The following is an 18828-nucleotide window of genomic DNA, read 5'->3' as shown; positions in this document are numbered from 1 at the left end:
CTTCCAGCCATGGGGCTGGGCGCCTATGCTGACCGTCACAACCAGGCAGATGATCGCACTATGCATACCCCTCCCGTCTCTATGAACGACGAGCACAAAGGTTCGGTGATCGCCGATGAAAAGCGCTGGAACACCCGCGCGCTGATTGTCGATGACGACGTGCCGATCCGCGAACTGCTGATCGACTACCTGGCGCGCTTCAACATCCTCGCCACCGGCGTCACCGACGGCGCCGCCATGCGCGTGGCCATGCAGGCCGAAACCTTCGACGTGGTGGTGCTCGACCTCATGCTGCCGGGGGAAGACGGCCTGTCGCTGTGCCGCTGGCTGCGCGGGGAGTCGGACATCCCGATCCTGATGCTCACCGCCCGCTGCGAACCCACCGACCGCATCATCGGCCTGGAACTGGGCGCCGACGACTACATGTCCAAGCCGTTCGAACCCCGTGAACTGGTGGCGCGCATCCAGACCATCCTGCGCCGCGTGCGCGATGACCGCACCGAGCAGCGCGCGAATATCCGCTTCGACAACTGGCGCCTGAACAGCGTGCTGCGCCAACTGGTGGCCGACGATGGCCTGGTGGTGCCGCTGTCCAACGCCGAATTCCGCCTGCTGTGGGTGTTTATCGAACGGCCACGCCGCGTATTGAGCCGCGAACAGTTGCTGGACGCGGCCCGGGGTCGCTCCATCGAAGCCTTCGACCGCAGCATCGACCTGCTGGTCTCGCGCCTGCGCCAGAAACTCGGCGATGACCCCAAGGCACCGCAACTGATCAAGACCGTACGCGGCGAAGGCTACCTGTTCGACGCCCGGGATATCGGCTGATGCGTGCCACCTTCAATACGTTGTTCGGGCGGCTGTTCGGCGTATTGCTGGTGGCGATCATCCTCGCCCACGTGCTGGCCATCGCCTGGTTCCGCTATTACGGCCCCCCTCCGCCGCCGCCCCAGGAAACCTTTGTCGAGCAGCCGGACGGCAGGATGGTGCCGTTGAACAAGGAACACCGTCGCCCTTGGTTTGGCGGCCCGGTGGTGCCGCTGACGTTCCAGTTCATCTCGCTGATCATCGCCGCCTGGTACGGCGCCAAGCTGCTGAGCCGGCCGATCCAGCGCCTCAGCGAAGCCGCCGAGCGCCTGAGCCTGGACCTCGACAGCCCGCCCCTCGACGAATCCGGGCCGCGCGAGGCGAAACAGGCCGCTTCGACCTTCAACCTGATGCAACGGCGCATCCGCGAACAGGTCAGCCAGCGCGCGCGCATGCTCGGCGCGGTCTCCCATGACCTGCGCACGCCGCTGTCGCGCCTCAAGTTGCGCCTGGAGCAGATCGAAGACCCCAAGTTGCAGGGCCAGATGCGCCAGGACCTCAACGACATGATCGGCATGCTCGACGCGACCCTGAGCTACCTGCACGAACAACGCACCAGCGAAACCCGGCACTGGCTCGATGTGCAGGCGCTGGTGGAGTCCATGAGCGAGAACGCCCAGGACCAGGGCTCCGATGTGCAACACGGCGGCACCTGCGCGCCATTGCAGGTGCAACCGATGGCCTTGCGCTCGTGCCTCAACAACCTGATCGACAACGCGTTGCGCTATGCCGGCACGGCGCGGGTCGAACTGGAGGACAGCCGCGAGGCCCTGATCATCCGCGTGATCGACCACGGCCCGGGGATTGCTGCGGATCAGCGTGAGGCGGTGTTCGAACCGTTCTTTCGCCTGGAAGGTTCGCGCAACCGCAATTCCGGTGGCGTTGGCTTGGGCATGACGATTTCCAAGGATGCGGCGGAGCGCTTGGGCGGGAAGCTGAGCCTGGAGGAAACCCCAGGCGGCGGGTTGACTGCTGTCATGTGGCTACCCCGAACGTAACAGACTGACACCGCTCCATGTGGGAGCTGGCTTGCCTGCGATAGCAGACTGTCAGTTGATGCATGTGTGGCTGACCCACCGCTATAGCAGGCAAGCCAGCTCCCACAATGATCTCCACTCGCTCAGTTATAAGGGTTTGTCTTCCCGACGGCCCTGGGCCTGGGTCGCACTCCAGTCCATCAGCAAGCTATACGCCACCGCCAACAACGTCGGGCCGATAAACAAGCCGATAAACCCGAACGCAATCAACCCGCCAAACACCCCGAGCAGCACGATCACCAGCGGCAGGTTGCCGCCGCGGCTGATCAGGTACGGCTTGAGCACGTTGTCGACGCCGCTGATGATGAACGTGCCCCACACGCCCAGGAACACCGCGTAGGTGTAGTCGCCCTTCCACGCCAGCCAGGCCGTGGCCGGGATCCACACCAGCGGCGGCCCCATGGGGATCAGGCTGAGCAGGAAGGTGACGATCCCCAGCACCAGCGCGCCCGGCACGCCGGCGATCAGAAAGCCGATCAGCGCCAGCAGCGCCTGGGCGGCGGCTGTGCCGATCACGCCGTTGACCACCCGTTGCACGGTGCCCGCCACCAGTTCGATGTAGTAACCGGCACGGTCACCGATCAAGCGCTCCAGCAGGCGGTGCACGAACATCGCCAGGCGCGGGCCGTCACGGTAGAAAAAGAACACGAACACCAGGCTCAGGGTCAGTTCCAGGATGCCGCCGCCGATCTGCGCACTGCGCGCCAGCAGCCAGTTGCCGACCTGGCCCAGGTAGGGTTTGAGCGTGACCATCAGCGCAGCGCCTTGCTGGTCGATGGTGTCCCACATGCCCACCAGCCGCTCGCCAACAAACGGGATCGAACCCAGCCAGGTCGGCGCTTCGGGCAGGCCGTCAACCTGGATGTCCTTGATCAGCGCCACCGCATCGCGCACATGATCCGCCAGGTTGAACCCCAGCCACACCAGCGGCACCGCCACCAGCAACATCCAACCCAGGGTCAGGATGCCGGCGGCCAACGATTCACGGCCACCCAGCGCACGGGTCAGCAAACGCATCAGCGGCCAGCTGGCAAACGCCAGCACCGCGCCCCAGAACAGCGCCGACCAGAACGGCGCCATGACCCAGAAGCTGGCACCAAACAGCACCAGCAGCAGGATTTGCACCAGCAGGCGATCGTTATTGAGCATGGGGTATCTCTAGCAGAAGGCGTTAGGAAGACAGCTTAGGCGAACGGCGCGGGGCCGTTCGCCCGATAACGCCTAGCGTATCAGATGCAGGTGCAAGCCCTTGGTGCCGCCGGTGCCGGTCTCCAGGCGCGCGGCACGCACGCCCTTGTCGATCAAGGCCTGGCGCCAGGCTTCGGCATTCGGCCCGGCGAGGCTGACACGCAGGGTGGTGTCGAGGTTGAGCCCACGGGAAATCAGGGTTAGCCAGGTGTCATCCGGCTCGGCGGCCAACTTCGGCAAGTCCAGCTCGCCGGTGCTTTTAAGCTCGCGCAACAGCGTGGCCGAGGTGGGCAGCAGGTCACCCAGCGGCGCACCGGCATCCAACTGCTCCACGTGCAGGTAGGCACGGCGGTTGCCACGGGTAATGGCGTACAGCGCGATCAGGCTGTTGGCTTGCGGCTCGGCCAGGCGCAGCAGCAGGTATTCCTGCTCACTGTCGGCGCCCACCAGCTTGGCGTTGCCGAAGATTTCGTTGGCCCACAGGCTGCTTTCGCCGCAATCACGGGCTTTGCACCAGAACAGCAACTGCGCGCCTTTGGCCTGCAACGCCTCGCGCGTCACGGTAAACGCAGTGCTGGAACTGTGCTCGGCGGGCAACTCATAGGTGATCGCCGTGGCCTGGCCGCGTGCGGTGGCCTGGCCTTCGTAGCGCAACTGGCCGCTGATCTTGCGGATCGCGCCCATGGGGTAGATGCGTTCCTTTTCTTCGGCGGGGCGGTAATCGACGATTTGCGCGTCGACTTGCCGGGCCACGGCCGGCAGGTCCTGGCTTCCCGGCACGTCGGCGGCGAACACCAATGGGCTGAGCAGGCTTAGCCCGAGGATACGGATACAGCCGTTACGCACGCTCATAGGATCAACGCGCCGTGGCCAGCGGAGGTCATAGCAGTGTTGAGATGGTTCATGGTTGGCTCCCTTTCAATCCGCCCAGCCTCGGCAGTTGACCCCGCCAAGTCAAGGCGCAGAGAAGAAGCGATTGAAACAGTCTGCAACAAGAGCTGCGCCGGGCTGGTCATTCAGGTGCAAATGATGGCCGCCTGGCAGCGTGGTCACGGTGAAGGGCAGTTGGGAAAGCAATTCTGGATGTTTCGCCAGCATGCCGTCGGCGGCGACCACCAACTGCGTAGGGCAACCCACCCGCCGCACGAAGGCCATGGCTTGTTCGTCGGTCAGGCGCATCGGTGATGCCAGGGTCAAGCGACTGTCGGTACGCCAGGTGTAACCGCCCGGCACCGGCATCAAACCGCGCTGGGCCAGCAGTTCGGCGGCTTCGCGACTGACCGCCACCAGGCCTTTCATGCGCACTTCCACGGCACGCTCCAGGGTGGCGTAGACCGGCTTGCGTTTGTCCTGCAAATCCAATTGCGCCTGCAACGCCATGCCCAGGCGCTCGGCGGCGTTCTCGCCGCTGGCGGTCGGCGGGATCACGCCGTCGATCAATCCCAGGTGCGTCACGCGCTCCGGCAACGCGCCGGCCAGCACCAGGGACACGATGGCGCCCAGTGAGTGGCCAAGTAATGCAAAACGTTTCCAGCCCAATTGTTCGGCGACGTGCAGCACGTCGTGGACGTAATCCCACAAGGCATAACCGGCCCCTGCAGGGCGATGCGCCGAATGCCCATGCCCCGCCATGTCCAAGGCGACGATGCGCAAGCCCTCAAGCTTTGGCGCCAGCCGCGCAAAGCTGTTGGCGTTGTCCAGCCAGCCATGCAGGGCGATCACCGGCAAACCGTCTTCGGGCCCAAACAAGTGAGCCGCCAACTCTATATGGGGCAGGCTCAGGCGCACTTCTTCCACCGCCGCGCTCATGGGCAGTTGCCCTCACGGGCGGCCCAGCGGGAGAACAGGTTCTTGATCAAGGTCGCGGTGTCCTGGGGGCGTTCGAGGGGGAACATATGACCGCCGGGCATGGTGAGCATTTCGCCCATCGGCAGGCGATCGACACCGCTGGCGTGGTGACGCATCACCACCCGGCTCTGGCGGCCGCGCACCACCGCCAGCGGCACTTTCAACTGGCGCACCTGACCGGGGCTGGTGTGGGGCACGCCGCGGTAGATGCTGATTTCGGTGGCCGGGTCGAAGCGCAGGCGCAGGCGGTCGCCAACCTGGTGCAAGCCGTGTTGCAGGTAGGCGTCGAAGCATTCCGGGTCGAAACCGCGAAACAGGGTTTTACCGGCGAAGTAGCTGCGCGCGCTGTCCAGGTCATGGAACTCTTCACGCCGGCCCAGGGTGCGCCCGGCGGGGGTCAGGCGGTCGATAAAGCCCAGGCGCTTGGCGGCGCGGATCACCCAGCGGTCGGCACGGGTCAGCACCGGCGAGTCGAGCATCACCACGCCGCGATATAACTGTGGGCAACGCATGGCCGCATGCAGATGCAGCACGCCACCGAGGGAATGGCCCACGCCCCACACCGGTTCCGGCTGCTGCTCCAGGTGGTGGATCAACTCGTCCACCAGGTTCTGCCAGTTATCGTCCACCGGGAACCTGGGGTCGTGACCGTGCTGCGGCAAATGAGCCACGGCGTATTCCGGGGCCAGGGCGGCAAACAACTTGCCGTACGTAGCCGAAGGGAAACCATTGGCGTGGGCAAAAAACACGTGCTGCGACATACCGGACTCATCTACAAAAACAGAAATCGATTGTCACCACGCCTGGCCGCAACAGCAATGACTGTAACTGCCAGGAATGATGACACTCACGCCACGCCTATCGCGCCGGCGGCTGCTCGCCCAGCGGCACCACGGCCATGGTCAGGCGCGAAACGCAGCTGGCTTTGCCGTCATCATTGGTCAAGCGGATATCCCACACCTGGGTGGTGCGGCCGATATGAATCGCCCGCGCCACCGCCGTCACCCGCCCGCTGCGCACACCGCGCAGGTGGTTGGCGTTGACCTCCAGGCCCACGCAATAGAACTTGCTGGCGTCGATACACAGGTACGCCGCCATGGAGCCGACGCTTTCCGCCAGCACCACCGACGCGCCGCCGTGCAGCAGGCCGTAGGGCTGATGGGTGCGATGATCGACCACCATGCTGGCGGTCAGGGATTCGTCGTCGAAGCTTTCGAAGCGAATGTCCAGCAGTTCACCGATGGTGTTTTTCTGGATCGCGTTGAGTTGTTCGATGTTCGGTTGGGTGCGCCACAGGCCCATGGGATAGTCCTTTGTTGGTTTTATGATGAGCCTAATCCTGCCACAGAACGGATTCGGAACGCTCGCTCCAAGTCTGCAAATATGCACCGTAAGTCGATTCGATCACGTTGCGCTTGATCTTCAGGGTCGGCGTCAGGAAGCCGTTTTCCACCGCCCAGCTGTCATTGACCACCACCAATTGGCGCAGGCGCTCATGTTTATCCAACGTCTGGTTGACCGCCTCCAGCCAGCGCTCAAGGCTGCCTTGCAGGGCTTGGCGGTCGTGCGCCAGCGTCGATAGCACACACAACGCAATCGGCGCGCCGAGGCCATCGCCGACCACGCACACCTGTTCGATGTGCGCATGTTCGGCCAGGCGGTTTTCAATCGGCGCCGGGGCTACGTATTTGCCTTTGCTGGTCTTGAAGATTTCCTTGAGCCGCCCGGTCAGGCGCAGGCGGCCATCGGCGTCCTGCTCGCCCTTGTCGCCGGTGCGCAGGAAGCCATCGGCGGTGAGCGTCTCGGCGGTCTTCGCGGGGTCCTTGAAGTAACCGAGCATGGTCGCACCGCTGCGCACCTGCACTTCGCCCGAGGCGTCGATGCGCACTTCAACCCCCGGGCATGGCAGGCCGATCCAGCCGATGGTCTGCTGGCCGGGGCGGCACACATGGGAGTAGCCGCAACTCTCGGTCATGCCGTACACCTCCAGCACATCCAGGCCCAGGCGTTGATACCAGCGCAGCAGCGCCTCGGGCACCGGCGCCGCGCCGGACAGGGCGATGCGCAATTCATCCAGCCCTAGGCCGGCGAGCACTTTATGGCCCACACGCTTGCCGATAAACGGCAGGCGCAACAGGGTATCGAGGCGTTTTTGCGGGATCTTGGCGTAGACCCCCAGCTGGAATTTGGTCCAGATGCGCGGCACGCCAAACAACGCCGTCGGCCGCGCCCGACGCAGATCGGTCAGAAAGGTGTCCAGGCTCTCGGCGAAAAACACGGTTTGCCCGGTATAGATCGCGGCCATCTCGACAAACATCCGCTCGGCCACATGGCACAGCGGCAGGTACGACAACAACCGGTCGCCCTCCCCCAGGCCAAACACTTCGGTACCGCGCGTGGCAGCAAAGCCCAGGGCGCCGAAGCTGTGCATCACGCCCTTGGGCAGGCCGGTGGTGCCGGAGGTGTAGATGATGGTCGCAAGATCCGCGGCCGCAGGCTCTGGGTTGTCTTGAATGGGCGAGCAGGCTTGCAGGTCGGCCCAGCTGAAATCAAACGTGCCGGGCGGGCACAGCGGCAGGCTGATGGTCGGCACACCGGCGGGCACACCGGGCGCCATCGCCGGCCAATCGTCGAGCTTGCCGACAAACACCAGCGCCGCCTCGGAATGGTTGAGCACATGGGCGACGGAGTCGGCAGTAAGGTTGGGGTACAAGGGCACCGAGACATGCCCAGCCATCCAGATCGCCAGGTCGGCGATGATCCAGTGCGCGCAGTTTTTCGAAATCAGGGCAATGTGCGAACCACGGGGCAGTTCACGGGCACGCAGCCAGTGCGCGGCGCATCGGGCCTGGTGGCCGACATCGCCCCAGGTGAGGCTGTGCACCTCGCCCCCGCCGACAGGCTGGACCAGAAAGGTTTTGCGCGGATGGCGCGCTTCACGTTCAAAGAAGACCTGCAACGGCAAACGAAAAGCGACGGGCATGGGACGCGCTCCTGTGTGGTCCGATCATAGCCAACCAAGCACTTGCTTGGCTGACTATATAGCACACACAAAGCAGCGATCCAGCCTACGGATTCTTCACGCTGACCAGGCTCATCAGCCCCGCCAGCGGAAAATCCCCTTCCAGTTCCGCGAGGCTCGCGGTGTGCATCGGTTGCGGTTGGCGCTGATGGCCATGCTGCAAAAAGCTGATCAGGCTGCCCACCAACGGCTGATGGCTGACCAGCAGCACGTTGTCGTCGGTGTCGAGCTGTTCCAGCACTTGCAGCGGGCTGCCCTCGGGGGTCAGCCACGGCACCGTGCGGATTTCCGGCTCAAAGCCCAAGGCCTGGCGCACCAGTTGTGCGGTCTGCTGCGCCCGCACATAGGGGCTGGCGATGATCGCACTGAGGGGCTGGGCCGATCAGGTGCGCGGCACTGCGCAAGACTTCGCCACGGCCATGTTCGGTGAGGTTGCGCTCGGCATCCGTGCGGGCATGCCCTTCGGCCTCACCGTGGCGCAGAATCCACAGCTTCACAGTTTTGGCTCTTCATCGCGCACCGGGTGCGGCGCGGGCGGCACGCTGTGGGCGGCTTCGCCCTCGGGTGCGCGCGGGGTTGGCCAATCGGCGAATGGCCACGGCTTTTGCTCGGTGTGGAAGCTGCCGAAGCGGCCGATCTGCGCGAGGAACTGGCTGAGGCTGTCGCCAAAGTTCATCAGGCCCAGGTTCGGCGCGCCGTACACCAGGCGGTAGATCAACTGCACCACCACCAAGGCGCCGAGCAGGAACTGCGCGACCTGCCACACCAGGGCAAACACCAGCATCCAGAGGATGCGCAACACAATGGATTCGTACTTGGGCGCTGCTTTCGGATCGTTCATGACGCGTTCCTCAGTTGAAACCACTGGTGGAAATAAAATCGACATCGGTTTTCGGTTCGGCGCGCATCAACAACTCGATGACCTGGTTCAAGGTGCGCCCTTCAAACAGGATCGCGTGCAACCCGGCGACCAACGGCATATACACGCCGACTTCCTGGGCCTTGGCCTTCAGCACCTTGAGGGTGTTGACGCCTTCGGCCACTTCGCCCAGGCGCGTCACCGCGTCCTCCAGGCTCAAGCCCTGGCCCAGGGCGAAACCGACCTGGTAGTTGCGGCTTTTCGGCGACGAGCAGGTGACGATCAAGTCGCCCACGCCGGCCAGCCCGAGGAAGGTCATCGGGTTGGCGCCCTGGTTCACCGCAAAGCGGGTCATCTCGGCCAGCGCGCGGGTAATCAGCATGCTCTTGGTGTTTTCACCCATGCCCAGTGCCACCGCCATGCCGGCAATGATCGCGTAGACGTTTTTCAACGCGCCGCCCAGTTCGACACCAAAGCGGTCGCCACTGGCGTAGACGCGGAAGGTGCGGCCATGCAGCACGGCCTGGACCCGCTCGCACAGCTCTTCGTCTTCACTGGCGATGACCGTGGCGGTCAACGCGTGCTCGGCGACTTCCCGCGCCAGGTTCGGCCCGGACAACACGCCAATACGCGCCTGAGGCGCGATCTCGGTGAGGATTTCACTCATCAGCATAAAGGTCTGCGCCTCGATGCCCTTGGTCAGGCTGACCAGCAGCTTGCCGGCCAGGCGTTCGGCATGGGGCGCCAGGACCGAGCGTAGGGCGCTGGACGGCAGCGCGACGAAGCACAGGTCGCAGTCCGTCAGGGTCGCCAGCAAGTCCGTCACGGGTTCGACGGCCGCGTGGATTTTGATGCCTTTCAGGTAACGAGGGTTTTCGCGGTTTACCCGGATGGCCTCGGCCTGCTCGGGATCACGCATCCACTGGCGCACCGCGTGGCCGTTTTCGGCCAGCAGGTTAGCCACGGCGGTGCCAAAACTTCCGCCTCCGAGGACCGCAATAGGGCGCTGTTCAGTCATATGCAATCCGTTAATCCATACCAGTGGCGATGGCCGCATTATACGGAGCGACCCGCTTGCGGCCAGCCCCCGCGTCAATTCGTGGGTTTGTCAGAAAATGCCACGTTTGTGTGAAGTAATTGCAAGTCCTACGACTGGCAAATGGCCCGACCTCAGTTAACATGGGCGGCTATCCGCAATTATCAAGGCCGTTCCGTGCATTTGGGCCCCTCTCCCCGTTCATCTCTGCTGTTGATGCTGCTGTGCAGCGGCACGGTGCTGGCCGACGATCTGTTCCTCGACAGCCAACCGCTGCCACAGGTCCTGACCGCCACGCGCCTCAAGCAATCGGCCGCCGCCGTGCCGGGCAGCATGACGGTGATCGACAGCGAGTTGATCAAGGCCAGCGGCGCGCGGGACATCAGCGAACTGCTGCGCCTGGTGCCGGGGATGATGGTCGGCTACACCACCGGCAATCAGGCGGCGGTGAACTACCACGGCACCAGTGCCAGCGATGCGCGGCGCATGCAGGTGTTGATCGACGGGCGCTCCGTGTATCGGGCGGGCCTGGCGACCGTAGACTGGAGCGACATTCCAGTGGCCATGGAAGATATCGAGCGCATCGAAGTATTCCGCGGCCCCAACACCGTCAGCTATGGCGCCAACGCGCTGATGGCGGTGGTCAATATCCTTACGCGCTCACCGGCCAACAGCCAGGGCGCGCGGGTGAAAGTCATCCGTGGTCAGCGTGGGATCAACGACTACTACGCCAGCCAGGGCGTGCGCTGGGACACCGGCGACTTGCGTTTGTCCCTGTCGGGGCAACAAGACGACGGCTTTGACAGCGATGCCGCCGGCGCCGACCGCCGTGACAGCCGCCGCCTCAACCGCTTCAGCCTGGCCGTGAGCCAGACGTTGAACGCGCAGCAAAGCATCGACTGGCAACTCAACGCGAAGGAAGGGACCAACCAGCGGCCCTATACCTACACACCGGTATTCGCCGGGATTACCGAAGGTGGCAACAATTCCGACGTCGCGGCCAAGGACTACGCCGCGTCCCTGCGCTGGAACTTCGATTTCAACCCCGAGCACAGCCTGTATATCCAGGGCTCCGCCCAACAGTGGGATCGCCAGCAGATCTGGAAGGCCTGCGACGCCAAGGTCTCGTTCAGCCCCGAGCTGACCCGATTGTGGCAACTCAACCCCAACTACGCCGAACAACTGGCGCGGCACATGGACAGCTACAGCCAGGGCGTCGCGCCACCGGGCAGCGCCGACGAGCAAGCGCTGGGCAACCAGGTCCTGGACCAGTGGCGCAACGGCGCCAACCAGAGCGTGTGCGGCGACATCAACCAAAGCACCCGCGAAAGCCGCTACGACCTGGAGATTCAGGACACCCTGAGCCTGTCCGACAGCCTGCGCCTGGTCAGCGGTGTGAATTATCGCTATGACCGCGCCGACTCCGACACCTACTTCAACGGCACCCTGGACGACACCACCTGGCGCCTGTTCGGCCAACTGGAATGGCGCGCCAGCGAGCACTGGCTGTTGCAGGGCGGGGCGATGTTCGAAGACACCCACCTGAGCGGCAGCTCGCTGACGCCACGGGTGGCGGTCAACTACCTGATCAACCCGCGCCACGGTTTGCGCGCGGTGTATTCCGAGGCGATCCGCTCGCCGGACATGTTCGAGAACAACGTCAACTGGAGCTACCGCGTCACCAACCTCAGTTCACCAGCCTACGGGCAGAACACCGGCCAGTACTTTGTGGTGACACGCGGCCCGGGCAACCTCGACAAAGAGCTGATGCGCTCGCGGGAACTGGGCTACAACGGCTTCTTCGCCGACCTCGGGCTGAACCTGGACGTGAAGCTGTTCTACGACGAGATCACCGAGATGATCAGTTCGCCGCTGCGCAATAACCAGTACATTGCCAGCAACGCCAACAGCTCGCGGTTTACCGGCGCCGAATCCCAGTTCGATTGGCGCATGAGCAACGCCGACCGCCTGCGGCTGACCTATGCTTACGTCGACGCCACCACCAGCAACCCCAGGGACAAGGCCCAGACCGCGCGCAACAGTGGCTCGGCCGGCTGGCTGCGGGAATGGGGCCGGGGCTGGTCCAGCGCGCTGTTCTATTATGGCGACGATGCGCTCAACCAATATCGCTTCGAACGGGTCGACCTGCGGGTGGCCAAGCGCATTGCCCTGGGCAAAGCCAACGTGGAGCTGGCCGGCATGTTGCAAAAACGCCTCGACAACCAGCCCACCACCTGGGCCGACAACCACTACGACTCGCGTCACGTGCTCTATTTCAGTGCGGAGCTAGAGTTCTGACATGGGCGCTCAGTCAAGGATGACCCACGTCTGCACGCCACGGCCATGGCAGCGCGCCTTGCTGTTGCTGTGCCTGCTGTTCACCGCACCGACCTGGAGTGCCGAGATCCTGCTGACCGCGGCCGAAGGCAGCGCGGGTGTGCAAGCCTTCACCGAGGCGCTGGCCAAGGAACGTCCGGACGACCACGTGACCTTCGCCCCGCTCAAGGACTTGCCTGCACCGAGCCACCTGCCGTCCGGCACGCGCCTGATCCTGCTGGACCTGGCCAGCCTCGACTGGCGCCTGCAAGACGCCCAGGGCCCGCCGACCCTGGTGCTGCGCATCAGCCGCCTGCAAGCCCGGCAACGCCTCGGCAGCCACGTGCCGGCGAGGATCAGCCTGCTGTGGAGCGACCCACCGCTGGCGCGCCAGTTGCACCTGATCGCTAGCATCCTGCCCCAGGCCCGGCGCATCGGTGTGCTCTACGCGGCCGACAGCGAATTCCTGCTGCGAGAGCTGATTGAATACGCCACGCCCATGGGCCTGGAAGTGGTGCCGCAGCTGTGGGACAACACCAACGACAGCCGCCCGTTGCAAAACCTGTTCAAGAGCAGTGATGTGCTGCTCGGCCTCGACGACCCGCAACTCTACAACCCGAAAACCGCGAAGAACCTGCTGCTGAGCAGCTACGCCCGGCAATTGCCGCTGGTGGGGCCCAATGCCGGATTCGTCCGCGCCGGCAGCCTGGCCAGCACCTACAGCGACCAGAGCGATTGGCTGGCAGTGCTCGACCGCCTGCTCGACCAGCCACCGGCCACCTGGCCCCGCACGCTGTACCCGGAACACTTCAAAGTCGCGGGCAACCCGCAAGTCGCACGCTCGCTGGGGCTCGAAGAGGTGGATGAAGCCCACATCGCCGCCCGGCTGGCCGAAGGAGAAAAACGCCCATGACCCTGCGTCGTCGTTGGGATATCAACACCCGCACCCAGCTCATCACCCTGGGCCCGGCGCTGTTGCTGACGTTGCTGTTGATCAGCTTCTTTACCTTCGTGCGCATCCAGGATTTGCGCCAGGAGCTGGACCACACCGGCCAACTGATCGCCAACCAGCTGGCGCCCGCCACCGAATACGGGGTGATCTCCGGCAACAACGATGTGCTGGAGAGCCTGTTGCGTGCGACATTGGCGACGCCCCATGTGCGCTTCCTGGAGATCCAGGACAGCGCCGAGAACATCCTGGTGTATGTCGAACAACCGTCGGAAACCCATGACCGGTCGCTGTCGGTCAAAGTCTTCCAGGCACCGATCCGCCTGCAACACATCCAGCTGGGCAATGATTTCTTCCAGGACAACCTCAACGAACCCAAGGCGCCCCGCGCGGATTACCTGGGGCGGGTGATCGTCGGCATGTCCAACGACGCGTTCAGCCAGCGCCAGCAGGAAATCCTCTTCAAGGCGGGCATCCTGGCGCTGTTTGCCCTGCTGTTTACCTTTCTGTTGGCGCGACGCCTGGCCGCAAGCCTGTCGCAGCCGATCAGCGCCATGGGCCACGCGGTCAAGGCGATCCAGCAAGGCGACTACAAGACACCGCTGCCGATTGTCGATGACTCGGAGCTGGGCGACCTGTCGCGGCATATCAACAACCTCGCCGAAGGCCTCAACCAGGCCAGCCGCGAGCAACACCAGGCCATGGCCCAGTTGATCCAGACCCGCGAAGAGGCGGAACGGGCGAACAATGCCAAGTCGGATTTCCTGGCGATGATGAGCCATGAGCTGCGCACGCCGATGAACGGCGTACTGGGCATGTTGCAGCTGCTGGAAACCACCGAGATGACCGAGGAGCAGACCGAATACGCGGCGCTGGCCTCCGAGTCCACCGAGCATTTGCTCAAGGTTATCAACGACATCCTCGACTTCTCGCGCATCGAGCGGGCTGCCCTGGAGCTGGAGCACATTCCGTTCAACCTGGCCGACCTGATCAACAGCTGCGCCCAGGCCTTCCAGCACAGTGCCGTGCAGCGCGGGCTGGTGTTGGAGCTGCTGATTCCGCCAGGCATGGCCGCCCTGCAAGTGCAGGGTGACCCGACCCGCATCCGGCAAATCCTGGTGAACCTGATCGGCAACGCCTTGAAGTTCACCGAGCAGGGCAACGTGACCATCGAGCCGCAGTGGCAACCCCTCGACCACGAACTGCTGTGGTTCACCTGCACCGTGCGTGACAGCGGCATTGGCATTTCGGCCGAGCGCCTGGAGCTGATGTTCGACGCGTTCCAGCAGGCCGACAGCTCCATCTCCCGACGCTACGGCGGCACCGGCCTGGGCCTGCCCATCGCCCGCACCCTGGCCGAACGCATGGGCGGCACGTTGCGCGCGCAAAGCGAAGAAAACCGTGGTTCGGTGTTTACCCTGGAAATCCCCCTGGCCATCGACCAGCAATACTTGCCGCTGACCACCGCCGACGCCGACGGCAAAAGCAGCGCCGGCGATGGCCGCCATGTGCTGCTGGTGGAGGACAACCCGGTCAACCGCACCGTGGTTTGAGGCCATGTTGCGCAGCCTGGGCTTTGAAGTCAGCCTGGCCATCGACGGCGCCGAGGCGATCCGCAGTGCCGAAAGCCTGATTTTCACCGCGATCCTGATGGACTGCCGGTTGCCGTTGATCGATGGCTACGAGGCGACCCGGCAGATTCGCCAGTTGCCGGGCTGCGCCGACCTGCCAATCATCGCCCTCACTGCCAACGCCTTGCAGGGTGACCGCGAAGCTTGCCTGGCCGCCGGAATGAACGATTACCTGGCCAAGCCATTCAAACGCACGGATTTGCAGCAAATCCTGCAACGTTGGGTGCAATAGCGCCGCGCCATCAGCCAACTCCGACTGGCGTGAAAGACGAAAGTGCGGCAGTCTTAGGCACCCAAACGGACCCGATAAACAGGCCCGGTTTAAAATTTCAGTGAACAAGTGTACATTCAGTGCCTTGCCGCTGTGACTTTCACTACAACGCAATAGTCTATGTGTAGGCTGCCGGTATGAGGCGTAACGCTTCAGTCGGTTCGGGAAGATTTACCCTACCCTGCCGCATGGGATTATTGAGGAGCTCGCATGACCAAACAAAACGCCTTTACCCGGGAAGACCTGCTGCGCTGCAGTCGCGGTGAGCTGTTCGGCCCAGGTAACGCGCAACTGCCCGCCCCGAACATGCTGATGGTGGATCGCATCACCCATATCAGCGAAGAGGGTGGCAAGTACGGCAAAGGTGAATTGGTCGCCGAGCTGGATATCACCCCGGACCTGTGGTTCTTTGCCTGCCATTTCGAAGGCGACCCTGTGATGCCAGGCTGCCTGGGCCTTGACGCCATGTGGCAGCTGGTCGGTTTCTTCCTCGGCTGGCAAGGCCTGCCGGGTCGCGGTCGCGCCCTGGGTTCGGGCGAAGTGAAGTTCTTTGGCCAGGTCCTGCCGACCGCCAAGAAAGTCACCTACAACATTCAAATCAAGCGCGTCCTCAAGGGCAAGCTGAACCTGGCCATCGCCGATGGTTCGGTGAGCGTCGACGGTCGCGAGATCTATACTGCCGATGGCCTTCGTGTCGGCGTATTCACTTCCACTGACAACTTTTAAGGGTTATCCGCATGCGCCGCGTCGTTATCACTGGTCTGGGCATCGTTTCTTGCCTGGGCAATGACAAAGAGACCGTCACCGCTAACCTGCGTGCAAGTCGCCCTGGCATCCGCTTCAACCCGGAATATGCCGAAATGGGTCTGCGTAGCCAGGTTTCCGGCTCCATCGACCTGCCCCTCGAAGAACTGATCGATCGCAAGATCTATCGCTTCGTCGGCCACGCTGCCGCCTACGCCTACCTGGCCATGAAAGACGCCATCGCCGACTCCGGCCTGAGCGAAGACCAGGTTTCCAACGTACGCACCGGCCTGATCGCCGGTTCGGGCGGCGCATCGACCCTCAACCAGATGGAAGCGCTGGACATCCTGCGCGAAAAAGGCGTGAAGCGCGTTGGCCCGTACCGTGTCACACGGACCATGGGCAGCACCGTTTCGGCCTGCCTGGCCACGCCATTTGCCATCAAGGGCGTGAACTACTCGATCTCCTCGGCGTGCGCCACCAGTGCTCACTGCATCGGTACTGCGGTTGAGCAGATCCAGTTGGGCAAGCAGGACATCGTGTTCGCCGGCGGCGGTGAAGAAGAACATTGGAGCCAATCGTTCCTGTTCGACGCCATGGGCGCACTGTCCACCCAGTACAACGAAACCCCGGAAAAGGCCTCCCGCGCCTACGACGCCAAGCGTGACGGTTTTGTCATCGCCGGCGGTGGCGGCATGGTGGTGGTCGAGGAGCTGGAACACGCTCTGGCCCGTGGTGCCAAGATCTACGCGGAAATCGTCGGTTACGGCGCCACTTCCGACGGCTACGACATGGTTGCGCCAAGCGGTGAAGGCGCCATCCGCTGCATGCAGATGGCAATGTCCACCGTGGATACCCCAATCGACTACCTGAACACCCACGGCACCTCGACTCCGGTCGGCGACGCCAAGGAAATGGAAGGCGTGCGTGCGGTATTCGGCGACAAGGCCCCGGCCATCAGCTCCACCAAGAGCCTGTCGGGTCACTCCCTGGGCGCCGCCGGCGTTCACGAAGCGATCTACTGCCTGCTGATGATGGAAGGCAATTTCATTGCCGGCTCGGCCAACATCGATGAACTGGACCCGGCCGTCGCTGACATGCCGATCCAGCTCAAGACCGTTGAAAACGCCAAGATCGACACCGTGATGAGCAACAGCTTCGGCTTCGGTGGCACCAACGCCACCCTGGTGCTGAAACGCTGGCAGGGCAAGTAAGACCTGTCGCTTGATTGCATGAAAAAGCCCCGACTGGTTCGGGGCTTTTTTATGGGTGAAGGTTTCTGGACAGAGTCGCCTGCATCGCAGGCAAGCCAGCTCCCACATTTTGATTTGTGAATACATTCAAAGGTGGGAGCTGGCTTGCCTGCGATGGGGCCCTCCCGCCCTACACCGAAAACCGCGCCACCAGGGTGTTCAAGTCCACCGCCAACCGCGACAACTCCTGGCTCGCCGCACTCGTCTGGTTCGCCCCGGTAGACGTCTGATGCGCCAGATCACGAATATTCATCAGGTTGCGATCCACCTCCCGCGCCACCGCCGCCTGCTGCTCCGACGCGCTGGCGATCACCAGGTTACGCTCATTGATCAAGGTGAACGCCGACGCAATCGCCTCCAACGCTGTCCCCGCCGATTTGGCGATATCCAGCGTGGCGTGTGCCCGCGTGTTGCTGTGCTGCATGGAACTGACCGCTTGATCGGTGCCCTGCTGGATCCCGCTGATCATCAGCTCGATTTCCTGGGTCGACTGCTGTGTGCGATGAGCCAGCGCCCGCACTTCATCGGCCACCACCGCAAACCCGCGCCCGGCGTCCCCGGCCCGTGCCGCTTCGATGGCCGCGTTGAGCGCCAACAGGTTGGTCTGCTCGGCAATCGAACGAATCACATCCAACACCTTGCTGATGCCATAGACCTTTTGCGCCAAGTCCTCGACCTGCGTGGCGTTGGCGGTCACATCCGAGGCCAGCGCCTCGATTGACACCACCGTCTGCCGCACCTGCTCGCGCCCCTGTTGGGCGATGCGATCGGACTCGCGTGACGCCTGGGACGTGGCCACCGCGTTGCTCGCCACCTCCTCCACCGCTGCCGTCATCTGATTGACCGCCGTCGCCGCCTGCTCGATTTCCTGGTTCTGCTGGTGCAGGCCACGGGTGGCATCCTCGGTCACGCAGCTGAGTTCCTCGGAGGCGGAGGCCAGTTGATTCGACGATTCGGCGATCTGCCGGATGGTGTCCCGCAGGTGTTCCTGCATGCCCTTGAGCGCTTGCTGCAACCGCGCGGGCTCGTCCTTGCCGGTGATGTTGATCTCGCCGGTCAAATCGCCGCTGGCCACGCCCTGGGCGACTTTCAGCGACTGCGCCAGGGGCAGCACGATGCTGCGGGTCAGCCACACGGCCAGGCCGATGGTGATCAGCGCCGTCAGGGCAATCATGCCCACCACCCAGCTGCGCGATTGGCTGAACACACTCTGCGCCACGCTGGCGGCCAGGTTGGCATTGGTTTTGTTGAGGTTGACCAGGGGTCATGCAGGGTGACGGCCATTTCGTCGGCAAGGCGATTCATCTCACCGTTGACCACCTTGATCGCATCGTCCAATTGATCGGCCTTGGAAAAACCCATCACCTGCTCCTGACGTTGCAGGTATTGCAGCTCCTGGGCCTTGAAGCGGTCGAACAGCGTGCGCTCCTCGGGCAGCACGATCAACGCTTCGTACAAGCCCTGGGCCTGGTGCAGGCCGTTCTTGAGGTCGCCGAGCTTCTGCTCGTTCTGTGCCAGCGCCTGGGGGTCGCGGTTGAGCAACAGGCGCAGGGTCAGCGCACGCACGCGCAACAGGTCCTGGCTCATCTCCCCCACCGCCATCACACTGGGTAACCAGTTGTTCTCCACCTGGTCCGACTGCTGACGCATATTGGCCATCTGCAACAGGGCGAAGCCGCCCAACGCGAACACCATCAACGCCAACACACCAAAGCCCAGGCCGGCGCGCGGGGCGATATTCAGACTTCTGATACTCATGCCTTGGTTCCTTCCAAATGCGCTGCATCCATTTGCAGCTGGCTGCTCTTGA

16 protein-coding genes and 2 pseudogenes are annotated in these 18828 nt (G+C 63.5%); 7 read left to right on the top strand and 11 right to left on the bottom strand.

Annotated features, from left to right (window positions below; genetic code table 11):
- The first annotated feature begins 60 nt into the window (after nt 1-60).
- Nucleotides 61-825 (top strand): response regulator, encoded by a 765-nt coding sequence (locus tag PSH87_RS09255; RefSeq protein WP_032864664.1) that lies wholly within the window; start codon nt 61-63, stop codon nt 823-825.
- Nucleotides 825-1862 carry a HAMP domain-containing sensor histidine kinase gene (locus PSH87_RS09250; RefSeq protein WP_017734308.1) on the top strand — a complete coding sequence of 346 codons (1038 nt, stop codon included), beginning with the start codon at nt 825-827 and terminating at the stop codon, nt 1860-1862. The genes PSH87_RS09255 and PSH87_RS09250 overlap by 1 nt, the downstream gene beginning before the upstream one ends.
- Before the next feature lie 126 nt (nt 1863-1988).
- On the opposite strand, the gene PSH87_RS09245 is transcribed toward PSH87_RS09250, so the two are convergent.
- The 9 genes and pseudogenes from PSH87_RS09245 to PSH87_RS09205 all read right to left on the bottom strand — a co-directional run bounded on the left by PSH87_RS09245 (nt 1989) and on the right by PSH87_RS09205 (nt 9836).
- Nucleotides 1989-3050, bottom strand: coding sequence for an AI-2E family transporter (locus PSH87_RS09245; protein WP_017734309.1), 1062 nt, complete (start codon nt 3048-3050; stop codon nt 1989-1991).
- A 72-nt stretch (nt 3051-3122) separates the two neighbouring features.
- Nucleotides 3123-3941: a DUF4892 domain-containing protein gene (locus PSH87_RS09240; protein WP_305433219.1), complete on the bottom strand. Its 819-nt coding sequence runs from the start codon at nt 3939-3941 to the stop codon at nt 3123-3125.
- Between the two features lie 102 nt (nt 3942-4043).
- A complete protein-coding gene (locus PSH87_RS09235; RefSeq protein ID WP_305433218.1) occupies nt 4044-4898 on the bottom strand; it encodes an alpha/beta hydrolase in 855 nt (284 codons plus the stop codon).
- The gene (locus PSH87_RS09230) at nt 4895-5698 is read right to left on the bottom strand and encodes an alpha/beta fold hydrolase (RefSeq protein ID WP_305433216.1); all 804 of its coding nucleotides are present in this window, start codon (nt 5696-5698) and stop codon (nt 4895-4897) included. The genes PSH87_RS09235 and PSH87_RS09230 overlap by 4 nt, the downstream gene beginning before the upstream one ends.
- Before the next feature lie 97 nt (nt 5699-5795).
- Complete coding sequence (locus PSH87_RS09225; protein WP_017734313.1) at nt 5796-6239, bottom strand: hotdog fold thioesterase; 444 nt, start codon at nt 6237-6239, stop codon at nt 5796-5798.
- A 31-nt stretch (nt 6240-6270) separates the two neighbouring features.
- Nucleotides 6271-7920 (bottom strand): AMP-binding protein, encoded by a 1650-nt coding sequence (locus PSH87_RS09220; protein WP_305433214.1) that lies wholly within the window; start codon nt 7918-7920, stop codon nt 6271-6273.
- 85 nt (nt 7921-8005) lie between these two features.
- A pseudogene (gene sixA, locus PSH87_RS09215) lies at nt 8006-8456 on the bottom strand (phosphohistidine phosphatase SixA).
- Entirely contained in the window at nt 8453-8800 is a 348-nt protein-coding gene (locus PSH87_RS09210; RefSeq protein ID WP_017734316.1) for a DUF4389 domain-containing protein, read from the bottom strand. The pseudogene sixA and the gene PSH87_RS09210 overlap by 4 nt, the downstream one beginning before the upstream one ends.
- A 10-nt stretch (nt 8801-8810) precedes the next feature.
- Nucleotides 8811-9836 (bottom strand): NAD(P)H-dependent glycerol-3-phosphate dehydrogenase, encoded by a 1026-nt coding sequence (locus tag PSH87_RS09205; RefSeq protein ID WP_017734317.1) that lies wholly within the window; start codon nt 9834-9836, stop codon nt 8811-8813.
- 234 nt (nt 9837-10070) lie between these two features.
- On the opposite strand from PSH87_RS09205, the gene PSH87_RS09200 reads away from it, so the two are divergent.
- The 5 genes and pseudogenes from PSH87_RS09200 to fabB all read left to right on the top strand — a co-directional run bounded on the left by PSH87_RS09200 (nt 10071) and on the right by fabB (nt 16979).
- Nucleotides 10071-12152, top strand: a complete 2082-nt coding sequence (locus tag PSH87_RS09200; protein ID WP_305433211.1) for a TonB-dependent siderophore receptor — start codon at nt 10071-10073, stop codon at nt 12150-12152.
- A 1-nt stretch (nt 12153) separates the two neighbouring features.
- Nucleotides 12154-13083 (top strand): ABC transporter substrate binding protein, encoded by a 930-nt coding sequence (locus tag PSH87_RS09195; protein WP_305433209.1) that lies wholly within the window; start codon nt 12154-12156, stop codon nt 13081-13083.
- Nucleotides 13080-14982, top strand: a pseudogene (locus PSH87_RS09190) (ATP-binding protein). Before PSH87_RS09195 ends, PSH87_RS09190 begins: the two are co-directional and overlap by 4 nt.
- A 249-nt stretch (nt 14983-15231) precedes the next feature.
- A complete protein-coding gene (gene fabA / locus PSH87_RS09185; RefSeq protein WP_017734321.1) occupies nt 15232-15747 on the top strand; it encodes a 3-hydroxyacyl-[acyl-carrier-protein] dehydratase FabA in 516 nt (171 codons plus the stop codon).
- Between the two features lie 11 nt (nt 15748-15758).
- Nucleotides 15759-16979 (top strand): beta-ketoacyl-ACP synthase I, encoded by a 1221-nt coding sequence (fabB, locus tag PSH87_RS09180; RefSeq protein ID WP_017734322.1) that lies wholly within the window; start codon nt 15759-15761, stop codon nt 16977-16979.
- A gap of 169 nt (nt 16980-17148) precedes the next feature.
- Here the strand turns inward: fabB and PSH87_RS28790 are convergent, their stop codons facing one another.
- Nucleotides 17149-18192 (bottom strand): methyl-accepting chemotaxis protein, encoded by a 1044-nt coding sequence (locus tag PSH87_RS28790; RefSeq protein WP_370695314.1) that lies wholly within the window; start codon nt 18190-18192, stop codon nt 17149-17151.
- Nucleotides 18189-18776 carry an MCP four helix bundle domain-containing protein gene (locus PSH87_RS28785; protein ID WP_370695298.1) on the bottom strand — a complete coding sequence of 196 codons (588 nt, stop codon included), beginning with the start codon at nt 18774-18776 and terminating at the stop codon, nt 18189-18191. The genes PSH87_RS28790 and PSH87_RS28785 overlap by 4 nt, the downstream gene beginning before the upstream one ends.
- Nucleotides 18777-18828: the final 52 nt, after the last annotated feature.

The organism is Pseudomonas sp. FP453 (assembly GCF_030687495.1).
Classification (GTDB): Bacteria; Pseudomonadota; Gammaproteobacteria; order Pseudomonadales; family Pseudomonadaceae; genus Aquipseudomonas.
Note: the sequence above shows the minus strand (reverse complement) of the source record. Positions and strands in the feature narration are given on the sequence as shown.